The sequence below is a fragment of the Pseudomonas sp. IB20 genome (assembly GCF_009707325.1).
In the GTDB taxonomy this organism is placed as follows: Bacteria; Pseudomonadota; Gammaproteobacteria; order Pseudomonadales; family Pseudomonadaceae; genus Aquipseudomonas.
Window position 1 is genome coordinate 3971160 of sequence record NZ_CP046103.1, and the last position, 18309, is coordinate 3989468.

Genomic DNA, 18309 nt, shown 5'->3' on the forward strand with positions numbered 1-18309 from the left:
GTTTTAGGGTGTGTCAGGAAGTAAAGAGGCCAGCCATGGCCTTCAGCCGCTTCTTGTACACCCGCCGCGCCTCCAACGCCTCCTCCAGGCTGACCGCCACAAACCCCGCCCTTTGATTCGGCTGCATCTGCCCGATCAAATCCAGGTCCGCACTGATCACCGTGCCAATCATCGCGTAACCGCCGCCCGACACCGCATCCCTGTGCAACACAATCGGCTCCAACCCCGCCGGCACCTGAATCGAGCCAATCGGGTAGCAACTGTCGACGATGTTCGACGGATCCGACCCCGCGCCAAACGGTTGCTCGCGTGGCTGAAAGCTCAACGCACTGCCGCCCTTGAAGCGATAGCCGATACGGTCCGCCTCCGAGCCCACCGTCCACGGCTCGGCAAAAAAGCTGGTTTTCGCGCCATCCGTCAGCCGGTCGTAATACAGCCCCGGCACCACGCGCAACGTCACGTCGCCGCCGACTGAGCGACGCAACGCCATCGGCAAACTATTGCCTGCGCACGCCTGCCCGCTGGCCTCGCCAATCGGCAGTTCATCGCCCTCCTGCAAGCGCCGCCCCTGAAACCCGCCGAGTGCGCCAAGGGTGTAGGTCGAGCGGCTGCCGAGCACCAGCGGCACATCAATGCCACCCGCCACCGCCAGGTACGTGCGCGCGCCCGCCTTGGGAAACTCAAAGCGCAACACCTGCCCGGCGCGCACTTGGAAGGCGGTGTCTTGGTGCACCACTTCGCCGTCCAGGCGCGGCGACATCAGTGCACCGCTGAGTGCCACCAACGCGTCCTGCTGAAACTGCAACTCGGGGCCAATCAACGTGCATTCCAAACCCGCCGCGCCGAGCGGATTGCCCACCAGATGGTTGGCCGCGCTCAATGCGTATTGGTCCAGCGCACCCGATGGCGGAATGCCCAGGTGGTAATAGCCTTCACGGCCAAGGTCCTGCACGGACGTGGCGAGGCCGGGTTTGAGCACCTTGATCATGCCAGCGCCTCCTGCAGGGTTTTCGGATAGCCGATGGGGTCGGCGAGAAAGGCATCGAGGGAAAATTCCACCGGGCGGATGCGCAGGTCGAAACGCCCGGCGTCCACCTCGGCAACCGCCAGGTCATAGGCGTCACGGTCCATGGGTTTGAACTGCACAATGTCGCCGGGGCGGAAGAACACCATGTGCTCCTTGAGGTACGCCAACTGCTGCGCCGGGTCGTAGATCGGCGCAGGGGTCACGCCGAACATCTGGTAACCACCGGCGCCGCGTACCGAGTAGATACAACCAAAACAGCCGCCATGGCCGAGGGTCAGTTTGGGCGTGTCGGTGCGCGGGCGCAGGTACTTGGGCACCTGCAATTGCCGCTCGCGCTCGACCATCTGGAACATGAACGGCAGGCCCGCGACAAAACCGACCATCGACACAAACCACGGCGCGCCACTGTGAGCGGCGATAAACGCGTCCACATCGGCCAAACCGTTGATGCGCGCGGCGTACTCCAAGTCAGTGGCGCTGGGGTCTTGATGGCGGTCGCGAAAACGCATCAGCGTTTCATGGGTCCAGGGGTCGTTGTAGAGCACCGGGATTTCGATGATGCGCGTGTGCAAGGTGCGTTCGGCAACGGCCTGGGCTTCGGCGCTTTGCACGGCGTCGAGCAGCACATGCGGCGCGATGCGGTCGGGGTCGAAGCGGATCTGGAACGATGCATTGGCCAGGCACACGTCCAGCACACCGTCCAGCGCCAGTCGCTCCACGGCGCGGGTCACGGCCATGCCTTTGAAAAAAGCCTCCAGGGACATGCTGTCGCTGACCTCGGCAAACAGGTGTTCATCAGCGCCGAAGCTATAGCGGATGGGGGTCGTTTGAGCCATGTCTGTTCCTCTTGGAATCATTGTAGAAAGGCAGGCAAAAAGGGCTGTTTCAATCTTATTGGGGAGCTCTCTTATTGAAGAGCTCTGACTTCAATGCCCGCCTGGTCCAAGGCTTCGCGGGTGGCTTCCACCAGTTCCAGGGCGCCGGGGGTGTCACTGTGCAGGCAGATGGAATCGAATTCGATCATCAGGTCTTCGCCTTCCACGGTTCGCACCAACCCCGTCTGACAAGCACGCAGGACCCGTGCCGCAACCGTTGCCGGGTCCAGCGCGCGCACAGTGCGGGTAAACACGATGGAGCCGCTCAGGTCGTACTCACGGTCGGCGTAAAACTCGCGCACCACCGGTTGCCCGAGTTCTTTGGCAACGCGCCAGATCACCGAGTTGGGCATGCAATACAGCAACAGCGTCGGCTCGATGAGTTGCAGATTTTGCACCAGCAATCGCGCGGCTTCTTCGTCACGGGCCAGGTGCATGTAGAGCGCGCCGTGGGGTTTGATGTGTTGCAGGGCCACGCCTTGAGCGCGGGCGATTTCGCGCAGGGCGCCGAGCTGGTAGAGCATGTCGTCCACCAGTTCCTGGGCCGGAGCGTTGATATGCCGACGGCCAAAACCCACCAGGTCGCGAAAGCCCGGATGCGCGCCGATAGCCACGCCCAGTTGCTTGGCACGCGCGACGGTGCGGCGCATGGTGCCGGGGTCGCCGGCGTGGAAGCCGGTAGCGATGTTGGCTGAGCTGATGTAGGCCATCAGTTCCGCGTCGACGCCATCGCCGATGGTCCAAGGGCCGAAGCCTTCGCCCATGTCTGAATTGAAATCCACTGCCTGCATTGGGGCTGCTCCGCCAAAGGGTGATGGCTGAAAGTAGGCTGACGCTTGACCCCTTGGGAAGATCTATTATCAGATGGGCCATCTTCTGAATCGAATGTCATTGACCCTGCGCCAAGTCCGCTACTTCGTCGCCACCGCCGAGATCGGCCAGGTTTCCCAGGCGGCGATTCACCTGAACATCTCCCAGTCGGCGGTGACCACGGCAATCAAGGAGCTGGAAGCGATGCTCGGCGTGCAGTTGTTCGTGCGCTCGGCCCAAGGCATGAACCTGACCGACGCCGGGCGGCATTTTCTCAACCGTGCCTATGTGATTGTGCGCAGCGTGGACGACGCGCTGAACAGCCCGCTGCCGGACTACCGCGCCAGCGGCGTGCTGCGGGTGGCGGCCAGTTACACGGTGCTCGGCTACTTCCTGCCTCATCACCTACAGCGCATGGAACACTGGCATCCGGACGTGACCATCGAGGTCTTCGAACAGGAGCGCCAGGCCATCGAACAGGGCCTGCTCGACGGCCAGTTCGACATGGCCGTGGTGCTCACCGCCAACCTCACTCACGCGGATATCGTCTCAGAAATCCTGTTCAATTCGGAGCGGCGCCTGTGGCTGCCCAGCCATCACCCGTTGTGCGAACGCGGCGCGGTGAGCCTGGCCGATGTGGCGCAGGAACCCTACATCCTGCTCACCGTCGATGAAGCCGAACACAGCGCCATGCGTTACTGGGAACAGGCCGGGCAAACGCCAGAGGTGCGGCTGCGCACCAGCTCAGTGGAGGCGGTGCGCAGCATGGTCGCCAATGGCAGCGGCGTAGCGATTCTGTCAGACCTGGTGCATCGGCCCTGGTCACTGGAAGGCAAGCGCATCGAAACCCTGACCGTGACCGACCCGGTAACGCCCATGAGCGTGGGCCTGGCCTGGCACCGCGAGCGTGCATTTACCCCGGCGATGCAGGCGTTTCGGGATTACTTCCACGACGCGTTCCTGGCGCCGCAGCAGTTGTCGGCGCGGCGTTAGAGCTGGGATTGCAACGTGGCGGCCAGCCACGCCATAAACACTCGCACCCGTTGTGGCAGATGCCGTTGCCCGGCATAGAGCAACGACACGTCCAACGCCGGCGCGGGGTAGTCGGGCAACACGGACACCAGCACACCACTGTCGAGCAAATCGCGAATCCCCAGGACCGGCACTTGAGTGATGCCGAAGCCACCCAGGCACGCCGACTTGTAGGCATCGGTGCTGTTGACCGTGACGCGCCCGGCCATCGGCACGCGGTGCACCTTGTTGCCCTGCTGGTATTCGAACCCCGCTGAACGTGAACCCAATGGCCGCACGTAGTGCACCAATTGGTGATGCGCCAGGTCGGCCAAGGTCTCGGGCATGCCATACCGCTGAACGTATTCGGCGCTGACACAGTTGATCATCGGCATGCTGCACAGCAACCGCGCCACCACCGACTGGTCGGGCTGCGCGCCGACGCGCAACACGCAGTCGAACCCTTCGGCAAGCAGGTCGACCTGGCGGTCGGTGGTGCTGATTTCCAGCTCGATCAACGGGTGTGCATGCATAAATTCGGGCAGGCGCGGCAGGATCAAGTCCCGCGCCATCACGTTGGGCATGTCCACGCGAATGCGCCCGCTGAGTTGCGCTTCATCCTGGCGAAACAAGCCTTCAAGTTCCTCCATGTGCGCGAGCACATCCTTGCTGCGCTCATACAGCACGCGCCCGTCCTGAGTGGCTTGCACCTTGCGCGTGGTGCGTTGCAGCAGGCGCGCGCCGAGCAGTTCTTCCAGCGCCTGCACATGCTCGGACACGGTGGAGCGCGGCAGGCCCAGGCTCTCGCCCGCCTGGGTGAAACTCGACAGTTCAGTGACCCGCACGAAGGTGCGCAACAGCTCCAGCTTGTTCATGGGATTGTTCGCCTTATCCGGCCAGTGATTCCGATATCACCCTGTTTATCACGTAACAGCCGGACAAATACACTCAGTCCCACATCAACGCCGAGGACTGCACCATGACCCGTAAAATCGCACTGATCACTGGCGCCAGCCGCGGCCTGGGCAAAAGCGCCGCGCTGCACCTGGCCGCACAAGGCGTCGACATCATCGGCACTTACCACAGCGCTGCGGGCGAAGCCCAAGCGGTGGTGGAACAGGTTGAAGCCTTGGGTGGCCGCGCCACCATGCTGCAACTGGATGTCAGTCAGAGCGGCAGCTTCAATGCTTTCGTCGGCCAAGTCGCCACGCTGCTCAAGGGTGTTTTCGCACAGGATCACTTCAACTTTCTGATCAACAACGCCGGTATCGGTACCCACGCCAGCTTTGCCGACACCACCGAAGAGCAGTTCGACCGCCTGGTGGCCATCCACTTCAAGGCGCCGTTTTTCCTGACCCAGAAGCTGCTGCCGTTGATCAGCGATGGCGGGCGCATCATCAATATTTCCAGCGGCCTGGCGCGGTTCAGCCTGCCGGGCTATTCGGCGTATGCCTCGATGAAAGGCGCAGTAGAAGTGCTGTCGCGCTACCAGGCCAAAGAGCTGGGCCCGCGCGGGATTACCGTAAACACCCTGGCACCCGGCGCGATTGCCACCGACTTCAGCGGCGGCGCGGTGCGCGACAACCCGGATGTGAATGCGATGGTCGCCCACAACACCGCCTTGGGCCGTGCCGGCCTGCCGGACGATATTGGCGGGGCGATTTCGACCTTGCTGGCCGATGGCAGTCACTGGATCACCGGGCAGCGCATCGAAGCCTCGGGCGGCATGTTTCTGTAGGCATTCTGCGCTGGCATCAATGCCTACAGACTACTGACAGGCAATCACCGATGAGTGTTGATCCCGGTGTGGCCGGCGGCATGGGAGTGTTAGCCGCCGTGGTCGACAGCGGCAGTTTTGCCCGCCGCCAAGGTGCGGGCGTTTCTGGATTTTGTCGCGTCCCTCAAGCTTGGCTGACCAGGCGACGTTGTACGAACTTGTCCGATGAGTGTTGATCCCGGTGTGGCCGGCGGCATGGGAGTGTTAGCCGCCGTGGTCGACAGCGGCAGTTTTGCCCGCCGCCAAGGTGCGGGCGTTTCTGGATTTTGTCGCGTCCCTCAAGCTTGGCTGACCAGGCGACGTTGTACGAACTTGTCCCGCAGCACGTCGTAGCCCCAGTGATACACATAGGTGTACGGCAGGAAGAACAGCAGCACGCCGATGTCGAGGATGAACGCCTGCATCAGGCTGATATTCAGCCACGCCGCGATCAACGGTACGCACACCAGAATCAGGCCGCTTTCGAACATCAGCGCGTGCAGCACTCGGGTCCAGCCATTGTTGGCCAGTTTCCAGCGCGCCTTCAGGCGGTCGAACAAGCCGTTGAAGATCACGTTCCAGGTCAACGCCATCAGGCTGATCGCCAGGGCGACCATGCCCATTTCCAGGGCGGGCTTATCCATGATCCACGCCAGCAACGGGGTGCAGATCAACAACGCCAGCACCTCAAAACCAATGGCCTGGCAAACACGTTCAGTAATCGACTTGGTAGGGTTCATAACACAGCTCCGTGAGTGACGATGGTTGCCATCATTACCCCCTTGATCGATACTTCATAACCAATAACCATCGACAAAGGCGATACTCATGGCCTCTAACGAAGTGCTGCAGGCATTTGTCCAGGCGGCCACACAGGGCTCGTTTTCCGCAGCGGCGCGCAAGCTGGGCAAGAGCCAGTCCACCGTCAGCGCGGCGGTGGCCAGCCTTGAGATTGACTTGGATGTGGTGCTGTTTGACCGCAGCAGCCGCAAGCCGACGCTCACCCCGGCTGGCCACGTATTGCTGCAACGCGCCGAACAGGTGCTGGAAGCCAGCAGCCGACTGGAGTTGGCGGCGAACCAGTTGGCCCAAGGGTTGGAACCCAAGCTGAGTATCGCCATGTCCGATACTTACCAATCCGAGCGTTTCGAACTCGTGCTCAAAGCCTTTGAACAACGCTACCCGGACCTGGAACTGGAGTGGTTGATCGCCGAGTGCGAAGACCTGATCGCCTTGGTGCAAAGTGGCCGGACGCAGATTGCCTTGATTGAAGCCCAGGGGGTGTATCCGCCCGACCTGACCCGCGCGCCCGTGGCGGAACGCGCGGAGATGGCCCTGTTCGTGGCCCCCACGCATCCATTGGCCAGCCTGCAACACATCGACCAGCCCACCTTGCAGCAGCACCGCGAATTACGTCTGGCGAGCATCATCAGCCCGAATGAAACGCGCCCCACCGGCCGCGTGTGGTCGGCGCCGAGTTTTCTGATGCTGATGGAGATGGCCCAGCTCGGTTTCGGCTGGGCAGCGCTGCCGCGCTGGTTGGTGGAGCGCTTTGGCAATGCCGAGCTGGTTGAACTCAACGTACGCAGCTGGCCACGCTCGGTGGCGGTGGATGCGCTGTGGTCACGCCAGCACCCGCCGGGGCCAGCGGGGAGTTGGATGTTGGGGCAGATGTTGGAGTGATAAACACGCCCTTTCTGCCAATTTGGCAATAGAGACACAAACCTGTGGGAGCAGGCTTGCCTGCGATGGCGGTGGTTCAGCTTGCATCTCTGCTAACTGACGCACTGAAGTGCGCCCCAGAAGTTGGACACTCGTCCAACTCCTGAGGCTTTTCATGAGCAAATACACGACGCAGTTCAAGCTTTCCGCCATTAGGGCCCCCACAGCTCCCACAGTTGATCTTCGCCCCTATAGAGAGGTTCTGAAGATGCAGGCCGGCTGGATAAGTACATCCATTACTACAACCATAAGCGAATCAAAACGAAGCTTGGCGGACTGAGCCCTGTGGCTTACAGAACCCGGTCCGCGGTAGCCTAACCATTAGCTGTCCAACTTTTGGGGCGCACTTCACACCGCTCGCGCAAGCCGCTCCCACATTGTTBTAGCGGCCAGGCGGCGCTCTATGAAGCGTTTTTCGGGGGCTTGCTGCGTGAGTGACAGGGCTTTTTCGTAGGCCGCCCTGGCCTCTTCGATACGCCCCAACTGCCGACAAAACTCCCCGCGCGCCGAGTGCGCCAGGTGGTAATCCTGCAACTCACCTCGCTGCAAAATACCTTCCACTACCTGCAACCCCGCTAACGGCCCATCACGCATCGCCACCGCCACGGCGCGGTTTAACTCGATCACTGGCGACGGCACTTCCCTGAGCAACACATCATAAAGCCCGACAATCTGCAGCCAGTCCGTCTTCCCGGCGCTCGGCGCTTCGGCATGCACCGCCGCAATCGCCGCCTGCAGGCAATACGGTCCAAAACGCCGTGTTCTCAACGCCTGTTCCACCAGCGCGCAGCCTTCAGCAATCAAGGACGCGTCCCACAACTTACGGTCCTGTTCATCCAGCAGCACCAACTCGCCGCTGGCCGAGGTGCGTGCGGATCGGCGCGACTCGTGGAGCAGCATCAACGCCAGCAGGCCCATGACTTCCGGCTCCGGCAGCAACTCCATCAGCAGGCGCCCTAGCCGAATCGCTTCGCGAGTCAAATCCTCACGGGTAAGGTCCGCGCCCATGGACGCCGAATAGCCCTCGTTGAACACCAGGTAAACCACGCGTAACACACTCTCTAAGCGCTCGGGCAGCGCGTCGAGGGACGGCACTTGATAAGGAATGTTTGCCTCACGGATCTTGCCCTTCGCGCGCACGATGCGCTGGGCGATGGTGGTGGGTGTGACGAGAAAGGCGCGGGCGATTTCTTCGGTGGTGAGGTCGCAGATCTCACGCAAGGTCAGCGCCGCCTGGGCATCGGGCGCCAGCGCCGGGTGGCAACAGGTGAAGATCAGGCGCAGGCGGTCGTCTTCCACGTCTTCCTCACTCCACTGCGCCGCTTCCAGCGCGTCGGCTTGCTCCTGCAATAACGGCGTGAAGCGCGCTTGGCGGCGCAGGCGGTCGATGGCTTTGAAGCGGCCGGTCGAGACCAGCCAGGCGCGTGGATTGCTCGGCACGCCGTCTTGCTGCCAGCGTTCGACCGCGACAAAGAAGGCCTCGTGCAAGGCGTCTTCGGCGAGGTCGAAATCGCCGAGCAGGCGGATCAGCGTGGCGAGCACGCGCCGTGATTCGCTGCGGTAAATCGCCTCGATTTGAGGCGTCAATCGGGCATGCCTTGGGTCACCAGCGTCACTAGGCGGTCCAGGCTCTGGCCCCAGCCGTCATAAAAGCCCATGGCTTCATGGGCCTGCTTGTCGGCTTCGCTCCAGTGCATGGCGCGGGCGGTGTAGAGGGTTTTGCCGTCGCGCTCTTCGAAAGTGACTTTGGCGGTCATGAACGGCTTGCCCGACGGAATCCAGCCTGGCGAGTACGCATCGGTAAACACCAGCCGGCTCGGCGCCTCGATCTCCAGGAACACGCCTTGGGTCGGGTATTCGGCGCCATCGGGCGCGCACATCAGGGTGCGAAACAGGCCACCGACCCACAGGTTCATTTCGCACTCGGGGGTGGTCATGCCGTGCGGGCCCCACCATTGTTGCAACAAAGCAGGCTCGGTCCAGGCGCGAAACACGCGGTTGCGCGGAGCGTCGATCAAGCGGCTGATGCACAGTTCAAATTCGGCAGGTTGCGTTGTCATGGGGTAAACCTCCTGAAGCCTTTTGGTTGTTGTGTTCAGAGATTCAATTCACGCACGGGGCGTACTTCCACACTGCCAACCCTTGCTGCCGGAATGCCACCGGCCACCTGGATCGCTTCGTTCAAGTCCTTGGCCTCGATCAGGTAAAACCCGGCGAGCTGCTCCTTGGTTTCGGCAAACGGTCCGTCGGTAATCGACAGCTTGCCATTGCGCACGCGCACGGTGGTGGCGCTGCTCACCGACTCCAGCGGCTCGGCGGCGAGCATGCGCCCGCTGGCCTGGATCGCCTCGGCATAAGCGAAACACTCAGGGTCCTCCGGGCTGTCCGGCGAGGTGTGCAGCACCTGTTCGTTGCTGTAGATCAAGCAGAGGTATTTCATGTGCGTCTCCGTTTTCGGACTACTGACTATAGTTCGTGGCGGTCAGGGTTTCAGGTCGAACAGCGCCGTGCCGCTCGCCATATCGAAAGGCGCCGACCAGTGTTCATGCACCACGCGCCATTGGCCGTTGATCCGCTGATAGCCGGCGGTTACGCGCATCCAGCAGGCCTTCACCACGCCGTCCGGCCCGGCACCGCCGCAATGGGCCAGCCAGTGGGCAAACGCACTGTCTGGCGCCTCGACGATATGCAGGTCATGAAACTCGAAAATGCCGGGGCCGGGGCAATGCTTCATGCAGTCTTCCCAGTGTGCACGGTAGGCGGCCTTGCCCTTGAATTGCAGCGCGGTGACGGCGTCGAACGAGAGGATATCGTCGGCGTAAAAGCTGACAATTTTGTCGATATCCCGGTCAAGAACAGCTTGCTTCCATTGCTCGATCAGGGTGTTGATTACGGTACTCATAGCGATACTCCTGAGGGTTGGAAAATCACGAAGAACACCCTCAGTCGAATGGCTTTGGGGTAAATAGACATCCTGTTTAAAAATAATTTCGCCCTGCGCAAACCCGATAGAATCCACACCTCTTTGTAGGATTTCGGATGCACCCCTGATGGAAACTCGCCTCGTCCCCTATGAGACGCTGAGCCTTGTGCAAAAACAGCAGCTCGACACGCTGCAAGTGCACCCCGAGCAACTGGTGTTTTCCGGCGATATCTACTGCGCGCTGAACAGCCTGCTGGTCAATCCCAACCCCGGCGCTATCAAAGGTTTCGCCCTGCTTGCCGACGAACAGCCCGTGGCCTTCCTGCTGCTCAAACGCCCGCCTTGCCTGCCCCATTGGGCCGATGAACACAGTGCGACGCTGCATGCGTTTCAGGTTGATCGGCATCAGCAGGGGCGTGGCTTTGGCAAGGCATGCTTGCAAGCGCTGCCGGCGGTGGCGCTGCAGGCCTGGCCGCAGATCAAGGGGTTAGAGTTGTCGGTGGACACCGATAATGGGGCGGCGATGGGCTTGTATTTGGGCGCCGGATGGGTGGACAGCGGGGAGGCGTATAAGGGGCGGGTTGGGTGTGAGCGCCGGCTGGCGTTGGTGTTTTGAACGATAAGGAGGTGGTGAATATGCTGACAACCCTAGAACAACTTGAAACCCTCTACGGCCTCCCCCACGAGCGGGCGGTGCGCAAGGAAATCGCGTTTCTCAACGAGGATTACCAGGCCATGGTGCGGGCGTCGCCGCTGGTGGTGGTGAGTTCATCCGGGCCGGACCCGAGAAGCATCTGGACCGCTCGGCATTGCCGTCGGCCGGGGCGTTTCACAAGCGGCTCAATGATGGGCAGTTTGACGCCGATGCGTATGACCGTGAGATGCCAGAGCGAGTCAAAAGCACGTTGTATTGAGCCCATTGCAGGCGCCGGCTGGCCGGCGCTTGCAAGGCGGCAGTCAGCCTCGTTCCCCGATCGGCAACCAGATTTCCACGGTCCCCGTACCTTTGCGCACATCAAAATCGGCACTGTAGCGCTCGAAATCCGCCCCCATCACCTTGTAGCCCGAGTGCGGCAGCCATTCGAACATGATGCGCTCGTACGTTTGCTCAAGTGCCTGTACCGGCCCGTAATGCGGGAACACGGCGTAGTTGAGCGGCGGAATTTCGATGCACTCGAAGTTGCCCGGCACGTCGCCCCGGGTGGGGACTTCAGCACCGGCCATATAGTCAAATTCGGCATTTTTGGGGTTATGGCAAACGCCATACGTCACGCCGCCGACGCGCTGCTTGATGTCCTTGATGCAGGTGTCGAACAACTCCCACAGTTTGGGGATATCACCCACGGTGGCCTTCGAATAACGCCCTTGGACGCCTGCGATCACCAGGGCTTTACCGGCTTCCATGCGTGGCTCTAACGGTTGTTTTGTCTGCTGATCCATCTGAACAGTCTCCTTCTTATGAGGGAACAAACCCGCATCGAGTATAGGGGCATATCCGTGCGGTGCCTCAAGCAGAAATTTTTCCCGCGACATCTGGACAACTGGCCATCATCGACCGTATTGTCTGCCCCGCAGGCCACCGCAGTGGCCGACGTCGCTCGGACGGTTCCGGGCGCTTACGTACCTCGAGGCAACAATGGCAGACCAAGGTTCGCCGCGCCGCTTTGCGCGCATAGATCGACTCCCCCCTTATGTTTTTAATATCACTGCTGAGCTGAAGATGGCTGCGCGTCGGCGCGGCGAAGACATCATCGACTTGAGCATGGGTAACCCAGACGGCGCCACGCCTCCACACATCGTGGAAAAAATGGTCACCGTCGCCCAGCGTGAAGACACCCACGGCTACTCCACCTCCAAAGGCATTCCGCGCCTGCGTCGGGCCATTTCGCGCTGGTACAAAGACCGCTACGCAGTGGACATCGACCCGGAAACCGAGGCCATCGTGACCATCGGTTCCAAGGAAGGCCTGGCGCATCTGATGCTGGCTACCCTGGACCAAGGCGACACCGTGCTGGTGCCCAACCCGAGCTACCCGATTCATATCTACGGCGCCGTGATTGCCGGCGCCCAGGTGCGCTCGGTACCGCTGGTGCCGGGTGTGGACTTCTTCGCCGAGCTGGAACGGGCGATTCGTGGATCGATCCCCAAGCCAAAGATGATGATTCTGGGCTTCCCGTCCAACCCGACCGCGCAGTGCGTGGAGCTGGATTTCTTCGAACGGGTGATTGCACTGGCCAAACAGTACGACGTACTGGTGGTGCACGATTTGGCCTACGCCGACATCGTCTACGACGGCTGGAAAGCCCCGTCGATCATGCAAGTGCCCGGCGCCAAGGACATTGCGGTGGAGTTTTTCACCCTGTCCAAGAGCTACAACATGGCTGGCTGGCGCATTGGTTTTATGGTCGGCAACCCGGAACTGGTCAACGCCCTGGCGCGCATTAAGAGTTACCACGACTACGGCACCTTCACCCCGCTGCAAGTGGCGGCCATTGCGGCGCTGGAAGGCGATCAGCAATGCGTGAAAGACATCGCCGAGCAGTACCGCCAGCGCCGCAACGTACTGGTTAAGGGCTTGCATGAGCTGGGCTGGATGGTCGAGAACCCGAAGGCGTCGATGTACGTCTGGGCGAAAATTCCCGAGGCGTATGCCGCCATGGGCTCGTTGGAATTTGCCAAGAAACTGCTGTTGGAAGCGAAGGTGTGCGTGTCCCCGGGGATTGGCTTTGGTGAGTATGGGGATGATCACGTGCGCTTTGCGCTGATCGAGAACCAGGACCGGATTCGCCAGGCGATACGCGGTATTCGCGGGATGTTTCGGGCGGATGGCTTAGTTCGCAAAACCGAGGCCTGAGATCGGCAGGAGCGATCTGATTCGCTCCTGCCTCAGGGGTCAATAGCGGGTGCTATTGATCAATCATAAATACTGAGTTTTCTAGCAACAGGCGCTCATTCAAACTACCTGTCAACGTTGACAGTTCCGACGAGAGGTCAGCGCCGCTGGCTTACACCACCAACGACAGCAGCATGATAAAGATCAGCGCCACCACCGACAGGATGGTCTCCATCGCCGTCCAGGTTTTGAACGTCTCGAGCACGGTCATGTTGAAGTACTGCTTCACCAGCCAGAACCCCGCATCGTTGACGTGAGACAACACCAACGAACCCGCCCCCGTCGCCAACACCAGCAGCTCAAGGTTCACACCCGGAATCATCCCTACCACCGGCACTACAATGCCTGCGCCAGTAATGGTCGCCACGGTCGCGGAACCGGTGGCCACGCGAATCACCGCCGCCACCAGCCACGCCAGCAGGATCGGGTTGATCTGCGCGTTCACGGCCATATGGCCGATCACATCACCTACGCCGCTAGTCACGAGCATCTGCTTGAAACCACCACCGGCGCCGATGATCAGGATGATCGCCGCGGTCGGCGCGAGGCTGGCGTCGAGCAGCTTGAGGATTTGCTTGGAATGAATGCCTTGGCGATGGCCAAAGGTGTACAGCGACAGCAGCAATGCCAGCAGCAGCGCAGTGATCGGATGGCCGATCATGTCCATCCAGTTACGGATGGCGTGGCCGTCCGGCAGCGCGACGTCAGCAAAGGTTTTGAGCAGCATCAGGAACACCGGCAGCAGCACGGTGATCAGGGTAATGCTGAAGCTCGGCAGGTCTTTGGATTCCGGCTCGCGGGCCAGTTGGTCGACCAGTTCCTGGGACGGGTTGCCCGGAATGTACTTGGCGATAAACGTACCGAAGATCGGGCCGGCAATGATGGCGGTCGGCAATGCGACGATCAGGCCGTACAGGATGGTCTTGCCGATGTCCGCGCCAAACACGCCGATAGCCAGCAACGGGCCCGGGTGCGGTGGCACCAGGCCGTGCACCGCCGACAGGCCAGCGAGCAGCGGGATGCCGATCTTGATCAGCGACACGCCGGTGCGGAGCGCGACGATAAACACCAGCGGGATCAACAGCACAAAGCCGATTTCGAAGAACAGCGGGATGCCCACCAGGAACGCGGCGAACATCATGGCCCATTGCACTTTGTCTTTGCCGAAGGCGCGGATCAAGGTCTGGGCGATCTGATCGGCACCGCCGGATTCAGCCATCATCTTGCCGAGCATCGTGCCCAGCGCGAGGATGATGCCGACAAAGCCGAGCACCCCGCCGAAGCCGTCTTGGAACGCCTTGATGATCTTGTCCACGGGCATGCCCGAGGTCAGGCCGAGGAAGCCGGCCGCGATGATCAGTGCAATGAACGGGTGCACCTTGAACTTGGTGATCAGTACGATCAGCCCGATGATTGTGACCACTGCATCTAGCAGCAGGTAGGACTCGTGGGACATGCCAAACATGGGGGGTCTCTCCTGTTTGTTGTTGTTATTAAAGCCGGTGTTGAATCTTTCGCCGGGGATAGCGCTATCTTTTCCGGCAAAAAATTAATGGGTTGGTTCAAAGCCGTGCTGCAGCCACCAGGCATTGGTTTGCTCGGCCAGGTCCTCGATGCTGTCTTCGCTGGCGTTTAACGCCAGGGTCAGCGGCTCGCCCACGGGCGATTCAAGGGTGGCGAACTGGCTGTCGATCAGGCTGGCGGGCATGAAATGACCGGGGCGATGGGACACGCGGTCGGCGGCCACGGCGCGGGTCAGCTCCAGGAACACAAAGCCCAGGCCCGGCGCGGCTTCGCGCAGGTGGTCACGGTATTTTTTCTTCAGGGCCGAACAGGTGAGCACCGGATGCTCGCCGGCTTTGAGCGCGCGGCGCAGTTCATCGCACAGGATGTCGAGCCAGCCGGCGCGGTCGTCGTCGTTGAGGGGGTGGCCGGCGCTCATCTTCTCGATGTTCGCGGCAGGGTGAAAGCTGTCGCCTTCAATGGCGGTGGCGCCGTTCAGGCGGCACAAGGCTTCGCTGACGCTGGACTTGCCACAGCCGGAAACACCCATGATGACCAGGGCGGTAACAGGTTGACTCATGAAACACCTCAGGACGCAGATAGCGCTACCTTTGCACGCTGTAAGGCTAGTGCAAAAACAGGCTTTTCCCGCGCCGACTTGTCATTTTTATGGAGTGACGCGTGCATCCTCTCCAAAACCGTTGAACCGGATCAGGCAACCCTGTGTTCAAGCATTTGCAGCCTTTTGGAGACAGCGCTACCTTAGTGCCTCGATTTTTGTTTGGCAACCGCCTGATGACCTCCAAGAACGATAAAAATACCCGCACCACCGGTCGTCCGACCTTGAATGAAGTCGCCCGCCTGGCCGGCGTCAGCCCTATTACCGCGTCCCGCGCCTTGCGTGGCGTCAGCACGGTCGCCACCGAACTGGTGAAAAAAGTGCAACTGGCCGCCGCCGAACTCAACTACGTGGTCAACCCCGCCGCCCGCGCCTTGGCCTCGGCGCAGAGCCATTCAGTGGTGGTCATCGTGCCGTCGCTGTCCAACCTGCTGTTTATCGAAACCCTCGAAGCCATCCACCAGGTGCTGCGACCCAAGGGCTTTGAAGTACTGATCGGCAACTCCCACTATTCACGCGACGAAGAAGAGAACCTGCTGCGCAACTACATGGCCTACCAGCCACGCGGTTTGCTGCTGACCGGGTTTGACCGCACTGAAAGCGCGCGACGGATGGTCGAGGCCAGCAATGTGCCGTGTGTGTACATGATGGACCTGGACCCGAATGCCGGCGTGAACTGCGTAGGGTTCTCGCAGCTGAGTGCGGGTGAAACGGCAGCGGCACATTTGATCTCACGTGGGCGCAAGCGCCTGGCGTATATCGGCGCGCAGTTGGACCAACGCACGTTGCTGCGCGGTGAAGGTTTTCGCCGCGCGCTGCAACAGGCGGGCTTGTATGACCCGGCGCTGGAATTGCTGACGCCGCGCCCCTCCTCTGTGGGCTTGGGTGGCGAGTTGTTTTTGCAGTTGCTGGCCAGCCATCCGGATGTGGATGCGATCTTCTTTGGCAACGACGACTTGGCCCAAGGTGCGCTGCTGGAAGCCATGCGCCACGGTATCAACGTGCCGGAGCGCGTAGCGGTGCTGGGCTTTAACGACTTGCCGGCGTCGTCGTTCATGGTGCCGCGCTTGAGCAGCATCAGCACACCGCGTGAAGCGATTGGGCGGCGGTCGGCGGAGCATTTGCTGACCATCATGGCGGGCAACAAGATTGCCAAGCCGGTGGTGGATATGGGGTTTGAGTTGCAGGTGCGCGAAAGCACCTGAGCGCGGCCTGATCGTTCCCACGCTCTGCGTGGGAATGCCTCTTGTGACGCTCTGCGTCATGCTTTGGACGCAGAGCGTCCGCTGTTTGGTTGTCGCGGGGGCGCTGGGTGCATATCCGTTATTTGGGCCATGGCCTCTATTGGTTCCGCTCTTACAGCGGGTCACTTTTGAAAGAGCGCAAAAGTAACCAAAACGCTCTTGCCCCACCACTCGGCACCTCGCCTAGGCTCGGTGTGCCCTCACGCAGGCTTTGGACCGTGGGCCGCCGCCATGGGCCATCCTTGGCCCATCGCGGCTAACCCGGCGTCCTGCCGGTTTACCCACGCTCCAAAGCCTGCGTTCGGCCATCGTGGTTAACGGGGCGCCTCAGAGTGGACCAGCAAACACAAGCCCTACTCGGTCAAAAATGTGGGAGTTGGCTTGCCTGCGATGGCGGCGGGTCAGCTACAGATGGGCTAACTGACCCACCGCATTCGCGAGCAAGCCCGCTCCCACATTTGGCCCCTGTGCACTTCTCGCCCTCGCTGTCGTTCCCGACCCCTGCTAGATTGGTCATCTCCATCGTCAGGGAAGCACCATGGGACACTCACTGAAAATCTTAGGCCGCACCTCCTCCATCAACGTGCGCAAAGTGCTCTGGACCTGCCAGGAACTGGGCATCGACTACGTGCGCGAAGACTGGGGCATCGGCTTCAAGCCCACCCAGTCTGCCGAGTTTCTCGCTCTGAACCCCAACGCCCAAGTGCCGGTGCTGATCGACGACCATGGCGTGCTGTGGGAATCCAACACCATCTGTCGCTACCTGATCGGCCTTTACCAACGCACGGACCTGCTACCCGTCGAACCCGCGCCCCGTGCGCGCATCGAGCAATGGGTGGACTGGCAAGCCGTGGAACTCAACCGCGCCTGGGGCGATGCCTTTACCGCGCTGGTGCGCAACAACCCGGACGGCCTGGACGCTGCGCAGATTGCCGCCGCGGTACACCGGTGGAATGACAAGATGGGCCTGCTGGAGCAACAGCTGGCTGAAACCTGCGCCTATGTGGCCGGCGATGAATTCACCCTCGCCGATATCCTCATCGGCCTCTCGGTGCACCGCTGGCAGAACACGCCCATGGCGCGCCCGCCCTACCCCGCCATTGCGGCGTACTACCAACGCCTCAGCCAGCGTCCAGGCTTCAAGACCTTTGCCCTCGACGGTCATAACTAACACAAGGACACTTCGTGAAAGGACTCAACGTACTGCTCACCGGCGCCTGCGGCAGAATCGGCAAGACGTTTTTCGAAGCCTCGAAAAACCGCTACCGCTTCACCCTCACTGACCGCATCGCGCCGGATTTCGACCTGGGCGAGCACCGTTTTGTGCACGCCGACCTCAGCGACAAGTCCAGCTTGGCCGCCCTGCTCGACGGCATCGATGTGATCGTGCACCTGTCGGGCATCCCCCACGCCAGCGCTTCATTCGATGAGTTACTGCCGAACAACATCCTCGCCACCACCTACTTGTTCGAAGCCGCCGTGGCCGCCGGGGTTAAACGCCTGGTATTCGCTAGCAGTGCGCAAACCATCGAAGGCTACCCCGTGGACCGGCAGATCACCCCCGGCATGCCGGTATTGCCCGCCAACCTGTATGGCGTGAGCAAATGCTACGGCGAAGCGCTGTGCGGCTATTACGCAGCCAAGACGCCCCTCTCGACCATTGCCCTGCGCATCGGCGCGTTCGAATCCCCTGAAACCCATGACCTGAACAACGCCCGCGACCTCAGCGCCTGGCTCAGCCCGCGTGACGCCGTGCAACTGCTGCAACGCTCGGTAGAGGCCGAGGGCGTGAAGCACCTGATCGCCCATGGCATTTCCAATAACCGCTTCAAGCGCCTGGACTTGAGTGAGACCACACGGGTGTTGGGTTACCAGCCAGTGGATGACGCGTTCCAGACCTTCGAGATCCCCATCACTTATTGAGCC

General features: G+C 61.2%; 20 protein-coding genes and 2 pseudogenes. 10 read left to right on the forward strand and 12 right to left on the reverse strand.

All coding sequences use genetic code 11. The features are described 5' to 3' along the window. Nucleotides 1-13: 13 nt before the first annotated feature. From GJU48_RS18485 to GJU48_RS18495, 3 genes are all read right to left on the reverse strand, one after another. Nucleotides 14-988: a 5-oxoprolinase subunit C family protein gene (locus tag GJU48_RS18485; protein WP_094953684.1), complete on the reverse strand. Its 975-nt coding sequence runs from the start codon at nucleotides 986-988 to the stop codon at nucleotides 14-16. After that, entirely contained in the window at nucleotides 985-1863 is an 879-nt protein-coding gene (locus GJU48_RS18490) for a 5-oxoprolinase subunit B family protein (protein WP_094953683.1), read from the reverse strand. Before GJU48_RS18490 ends, GJU48_RS18485 begins: the two co-directional genes overlap by 4 nt. A gap of 71 nt (nucleotides 1864-1934) precedes the next feature. Beyond that, nucleotides 1935-2693, reverse strand: coding sequence for a 5-oxoprolinase subunit PxpA (locus tag GJU48_RS18495; protein WP_094953682.1), 759 nt, complete (start codon nucleotides 2691-2693; stop codon nucleotides 1935-1937). A 94-nt stretch (nucleotides 2694-2787) separates the two neighbouring features. Here GJU48_RS18495 and GJU48_RS18500 point away from each other — a divergent pair, with 94 nt between their 5' ends. After that, on the forward strand, nucleotides 2788-3705 hold the full coding sequence (locus GJU48_RS18500) for a LysR family transcriptional regulator (RefSeq protein WP_094953681.1): 918 nt from the start codon (nucleotides 2788-2790) through the stop codon (nucleotides 3703-3705). Here the strand turns inward: GJU48_RS18500 and GJU48_RS18505 are convergent. Further along, nucleotides 3702-4598, reverse strand: coding sequence for a LysR family transcriptional regulator (locus GJU48_RS18505; RefSeq protein ID WP_094953680.1), 897 nt, complete (start codon nucleotides 4596-4598; stop codon nucleotides 3702-3704). The genes GJU48_RS18500 and GJU48_RS18505 overlap by 4 nt on opposite strands. 104 nt (nucleotides 4599-4702) lie before the next feature. Between GJU48_RS18505 and GJU48_RS18510 the strand changes: the two genes are divergently transcribed. Next, complete coding sequence (locus GJU48_RS18510; protein WP_094953679.1) at nucleotides 4703-5461, forward strand: SDR family NAD(P)-dependent oxidoreductase; 759 nt, start codon at nucleotides 4703-4705, stop codon at nucleotides 5459-5461. 317 nt (nucleotides 5462-5778) lie between these two features. Here GJU48_RS18510 and GJU48_RS18515 read toward each other — a convergent pair whose 3' ends face one another. Then, nucleotides 5779-6219 (reverse strand): multidrug/biocide efflux PACE transporter, encoded by a 441-nt coding sequence (locus GJU48_RS18515; RefSeq protein WP_094953678.1) that lies wholly within the window; start codon nucleotides 6217-6219, stop codon nucleotides 5779-5781. A gap of 88 nt (nucleotides 6220-6307) precedes the next feature. Between GJU48_RS18515 and GJU48_RS18520 the strand changes: the two genes are divergently transcribed. Beyond that, nucleotides 6308-7162 (forward strand): LysR family transcriptional regulator, encoded by an 855-nt coding sequence (locus GJU48_RS18520; protein WP_094953677.1) that lies wholly within the window; start codon nucleotides 6308-6310, stop codon nucleotides 7160-7162. 258 nt (nucleotides 7163-7420) lie between these two features. Then, a pseudogene (locus tag GJU48_RS18525) lies at nucleotides 7421-7519 on the forward strand (IS3 family transposase); the annotation flags it as partial. 30 nt (nucleotides 7520-7549) lie between these two features. On the opposite strand, the gene GJU48_RS18530 reads toward GJU48_RS18525, so the two are convergent. From GJU48_RS18530 to GJU48_RS18545, 4 genes are read right to left on the reverse strand one after another with little or no spacing between them, the layout of a single operon-like run. After that, complete coding sequence (locus GJU48_RS18530) at nucleotides 7550-8788, reverse strand: RNA polymerase sigma factor (RefSeq protein ID WP_155296066.1); 1239 nt, start codon at nucleotides 8786-8788, stop codon at nucleotides 7550-7552. Then, a complete protein-coding gene (locus tag GJU48_RS18535; protein ID WP_094952565.1) occupies nucleotides 8785-9261 on the reverse strand; it encodes an SRPBCC family protein in 477 nt (158 codons plus the stop codon). Before GJU48_RS18535 ends, GJU48_RS18530 begins: the two co-directional genes overlap by 4 nt. A 35-nt stretch (nucleotides 9262-9296) precedes the next feature. Continuing rightward, a complete protein-coding gene (locus GJU48_RS18540) occupies nucleotides 9297-9641 on the reverse strand; it encodes a YciI family protein (protein ID WP_094952566.1) in 345 nt (114 codons plus the stop codon). 42 nt (nucleotides 9642-9683) lie between these two features. Further along, complete coding sequence (locus GJU48_RS18545; protein ID WP_094952567.1) at nucleotides 9684-10103, reverse strand: YybH family protein; 420 nt, start codon at nucleotides 10101-10103, stop codon at nucleotides 9684-9686. Nucleotides 10104-10251: 148 nt separating this feature from the next. Here GJU48_RS18545 and GJU48_RS18550 point away from each other — a divergent pair, with 148 nt between their 5' ends. Both GJU48_RS18550 and GJU48_RS18555 read left to right on the forward strand, forming a co-directional pair. Beyond that, nucleotides 10252-10740 (forward strand): GNAT family N-acetyltransferase, encoded by a 489-nt coding sequence (locus GJU48_RS18550; protein ID WP_094952568.1) that lies wholly within the window; start codon nucleotides 10252-10254, stop codon nucleotides 10738-10740. 20 nt (nucleotides 10741-10760) lie between these two features. Further along, nucleotides 10761-11038, forward strand: a pseudogene (locus GJU48_RS18555) (hypothetical protein). Nucleotides 11039-11081: 43 nt separating this feature from the next. Here GJU48_RS18555 and GJU48_RS18560 read toward each other — a convergent pair. Continuing rightward, nucleotides 11082-11564, reverse strand: coding sequence for a GyrI-like domain-containing protein (locus tag GJU48_RS18560; RefSeq protein ID WP_094952570.1), 483 nt, complete (start codon nucleotides 11562-11564; stop codon nucleotides 11082-11084). Nucleotides 11565-11760: 196 nt separating this feature from the next. On the opposite strand from GJU48_RS18560, the gene alaC reads away from it, so the two are divergent. After that, nucleotides 11761-12978 carry an alanine transaminase gene (alaC, locus tag GJU48_RS18565; RefSeq protein ID WP_094952571.1) on the forward strand — a complete coding sequence of 406 codons (1218 nt, stop codon included), beginning with the start codon at nucleotides 11761-11763 and terminating at the stop codon, nucleotides 12976-12978. Between the two features lie 151 nt (nucleotides 12979-13129). Here alaC and GJU48_RS18570 read toward each other — a convergent pair whose 3' ends face one another. After that, nucleotides 13130-14482 carry a GntP family permease gene (locus GJU48_RS18570; protein ID WP_094952572.1) on the reverse strand — a complete coding sequence of 451 codons (1353 nt, stop codon included), beginning with the start codon at nucleotides 14480-14482 and terminating at the stop codon, nucleotides 13130-13132. Between the two features lie 84 nt (nucleotides 14483-14566). Beyond that, nucleotides 14567-15100 carry a gluconokinase gene (locus GJU48_RS18575; RefSeq protein WP_094952573.1) on the reverse strand — a complete coding sequence of 178 codons (534 nt, stop codon included), beginning with the start codon at nucleotides 15098-15100 and terminating at the stop codon, nucleotides 14567-14569. Between the two features lie 212 nt (nucleotides 15101-15312). Here GJU48_RS18575 and GJU48_RS18580 point away from each other — a divergent pair, with 212 nt between their 5' ends. From GJU48_RS18580 to GJU48_RS18590, 3 genes are all read left to right on the forward strand, one after another. Continuing rightward, nucleotides 15313-16344: an HTH-type transcriptional regulator GntR gene (locus GJU48_RS18580; protein ID WP_176462984.1), complete on the forward strand. Its 1032-nt coding sequence runs from the start codon at nucleotides 15313-15315 to the stop codon at nucleotides 16342-16344. Between the two features lie 577 nt (nucleotides 16345-16921). Continuing rightward, nucleotides 16922-17554, forward strand: coding sequence for a glutathione S-transferase family protein (locus GJU48_RS18585; RefSeq protein ID WP_094952575.1), 633 nt, complete (start codon nucleotides 16922-16924; stop codon nucleotides 17552-17554). Between the two features lie 14 nt (nucleotides 17555-17568). Next, nucleotides 17569-18306 carry an NAD-dependent epimerase/dehydratase family protein gene (locus tag GJU48_RS18590; RefSeq protein ID WP_094952576.1) on the forward strand — a complete coding sequence of 246 codons (738 nt, stop codon included), beginning with the start codon at nucleotides 17569-17571 and terminating at the stop codon, nucleotides 18304-18306. The last annotated feature ends 3 nt before the right edge of the window (nucleotides 18307-18309 follow it).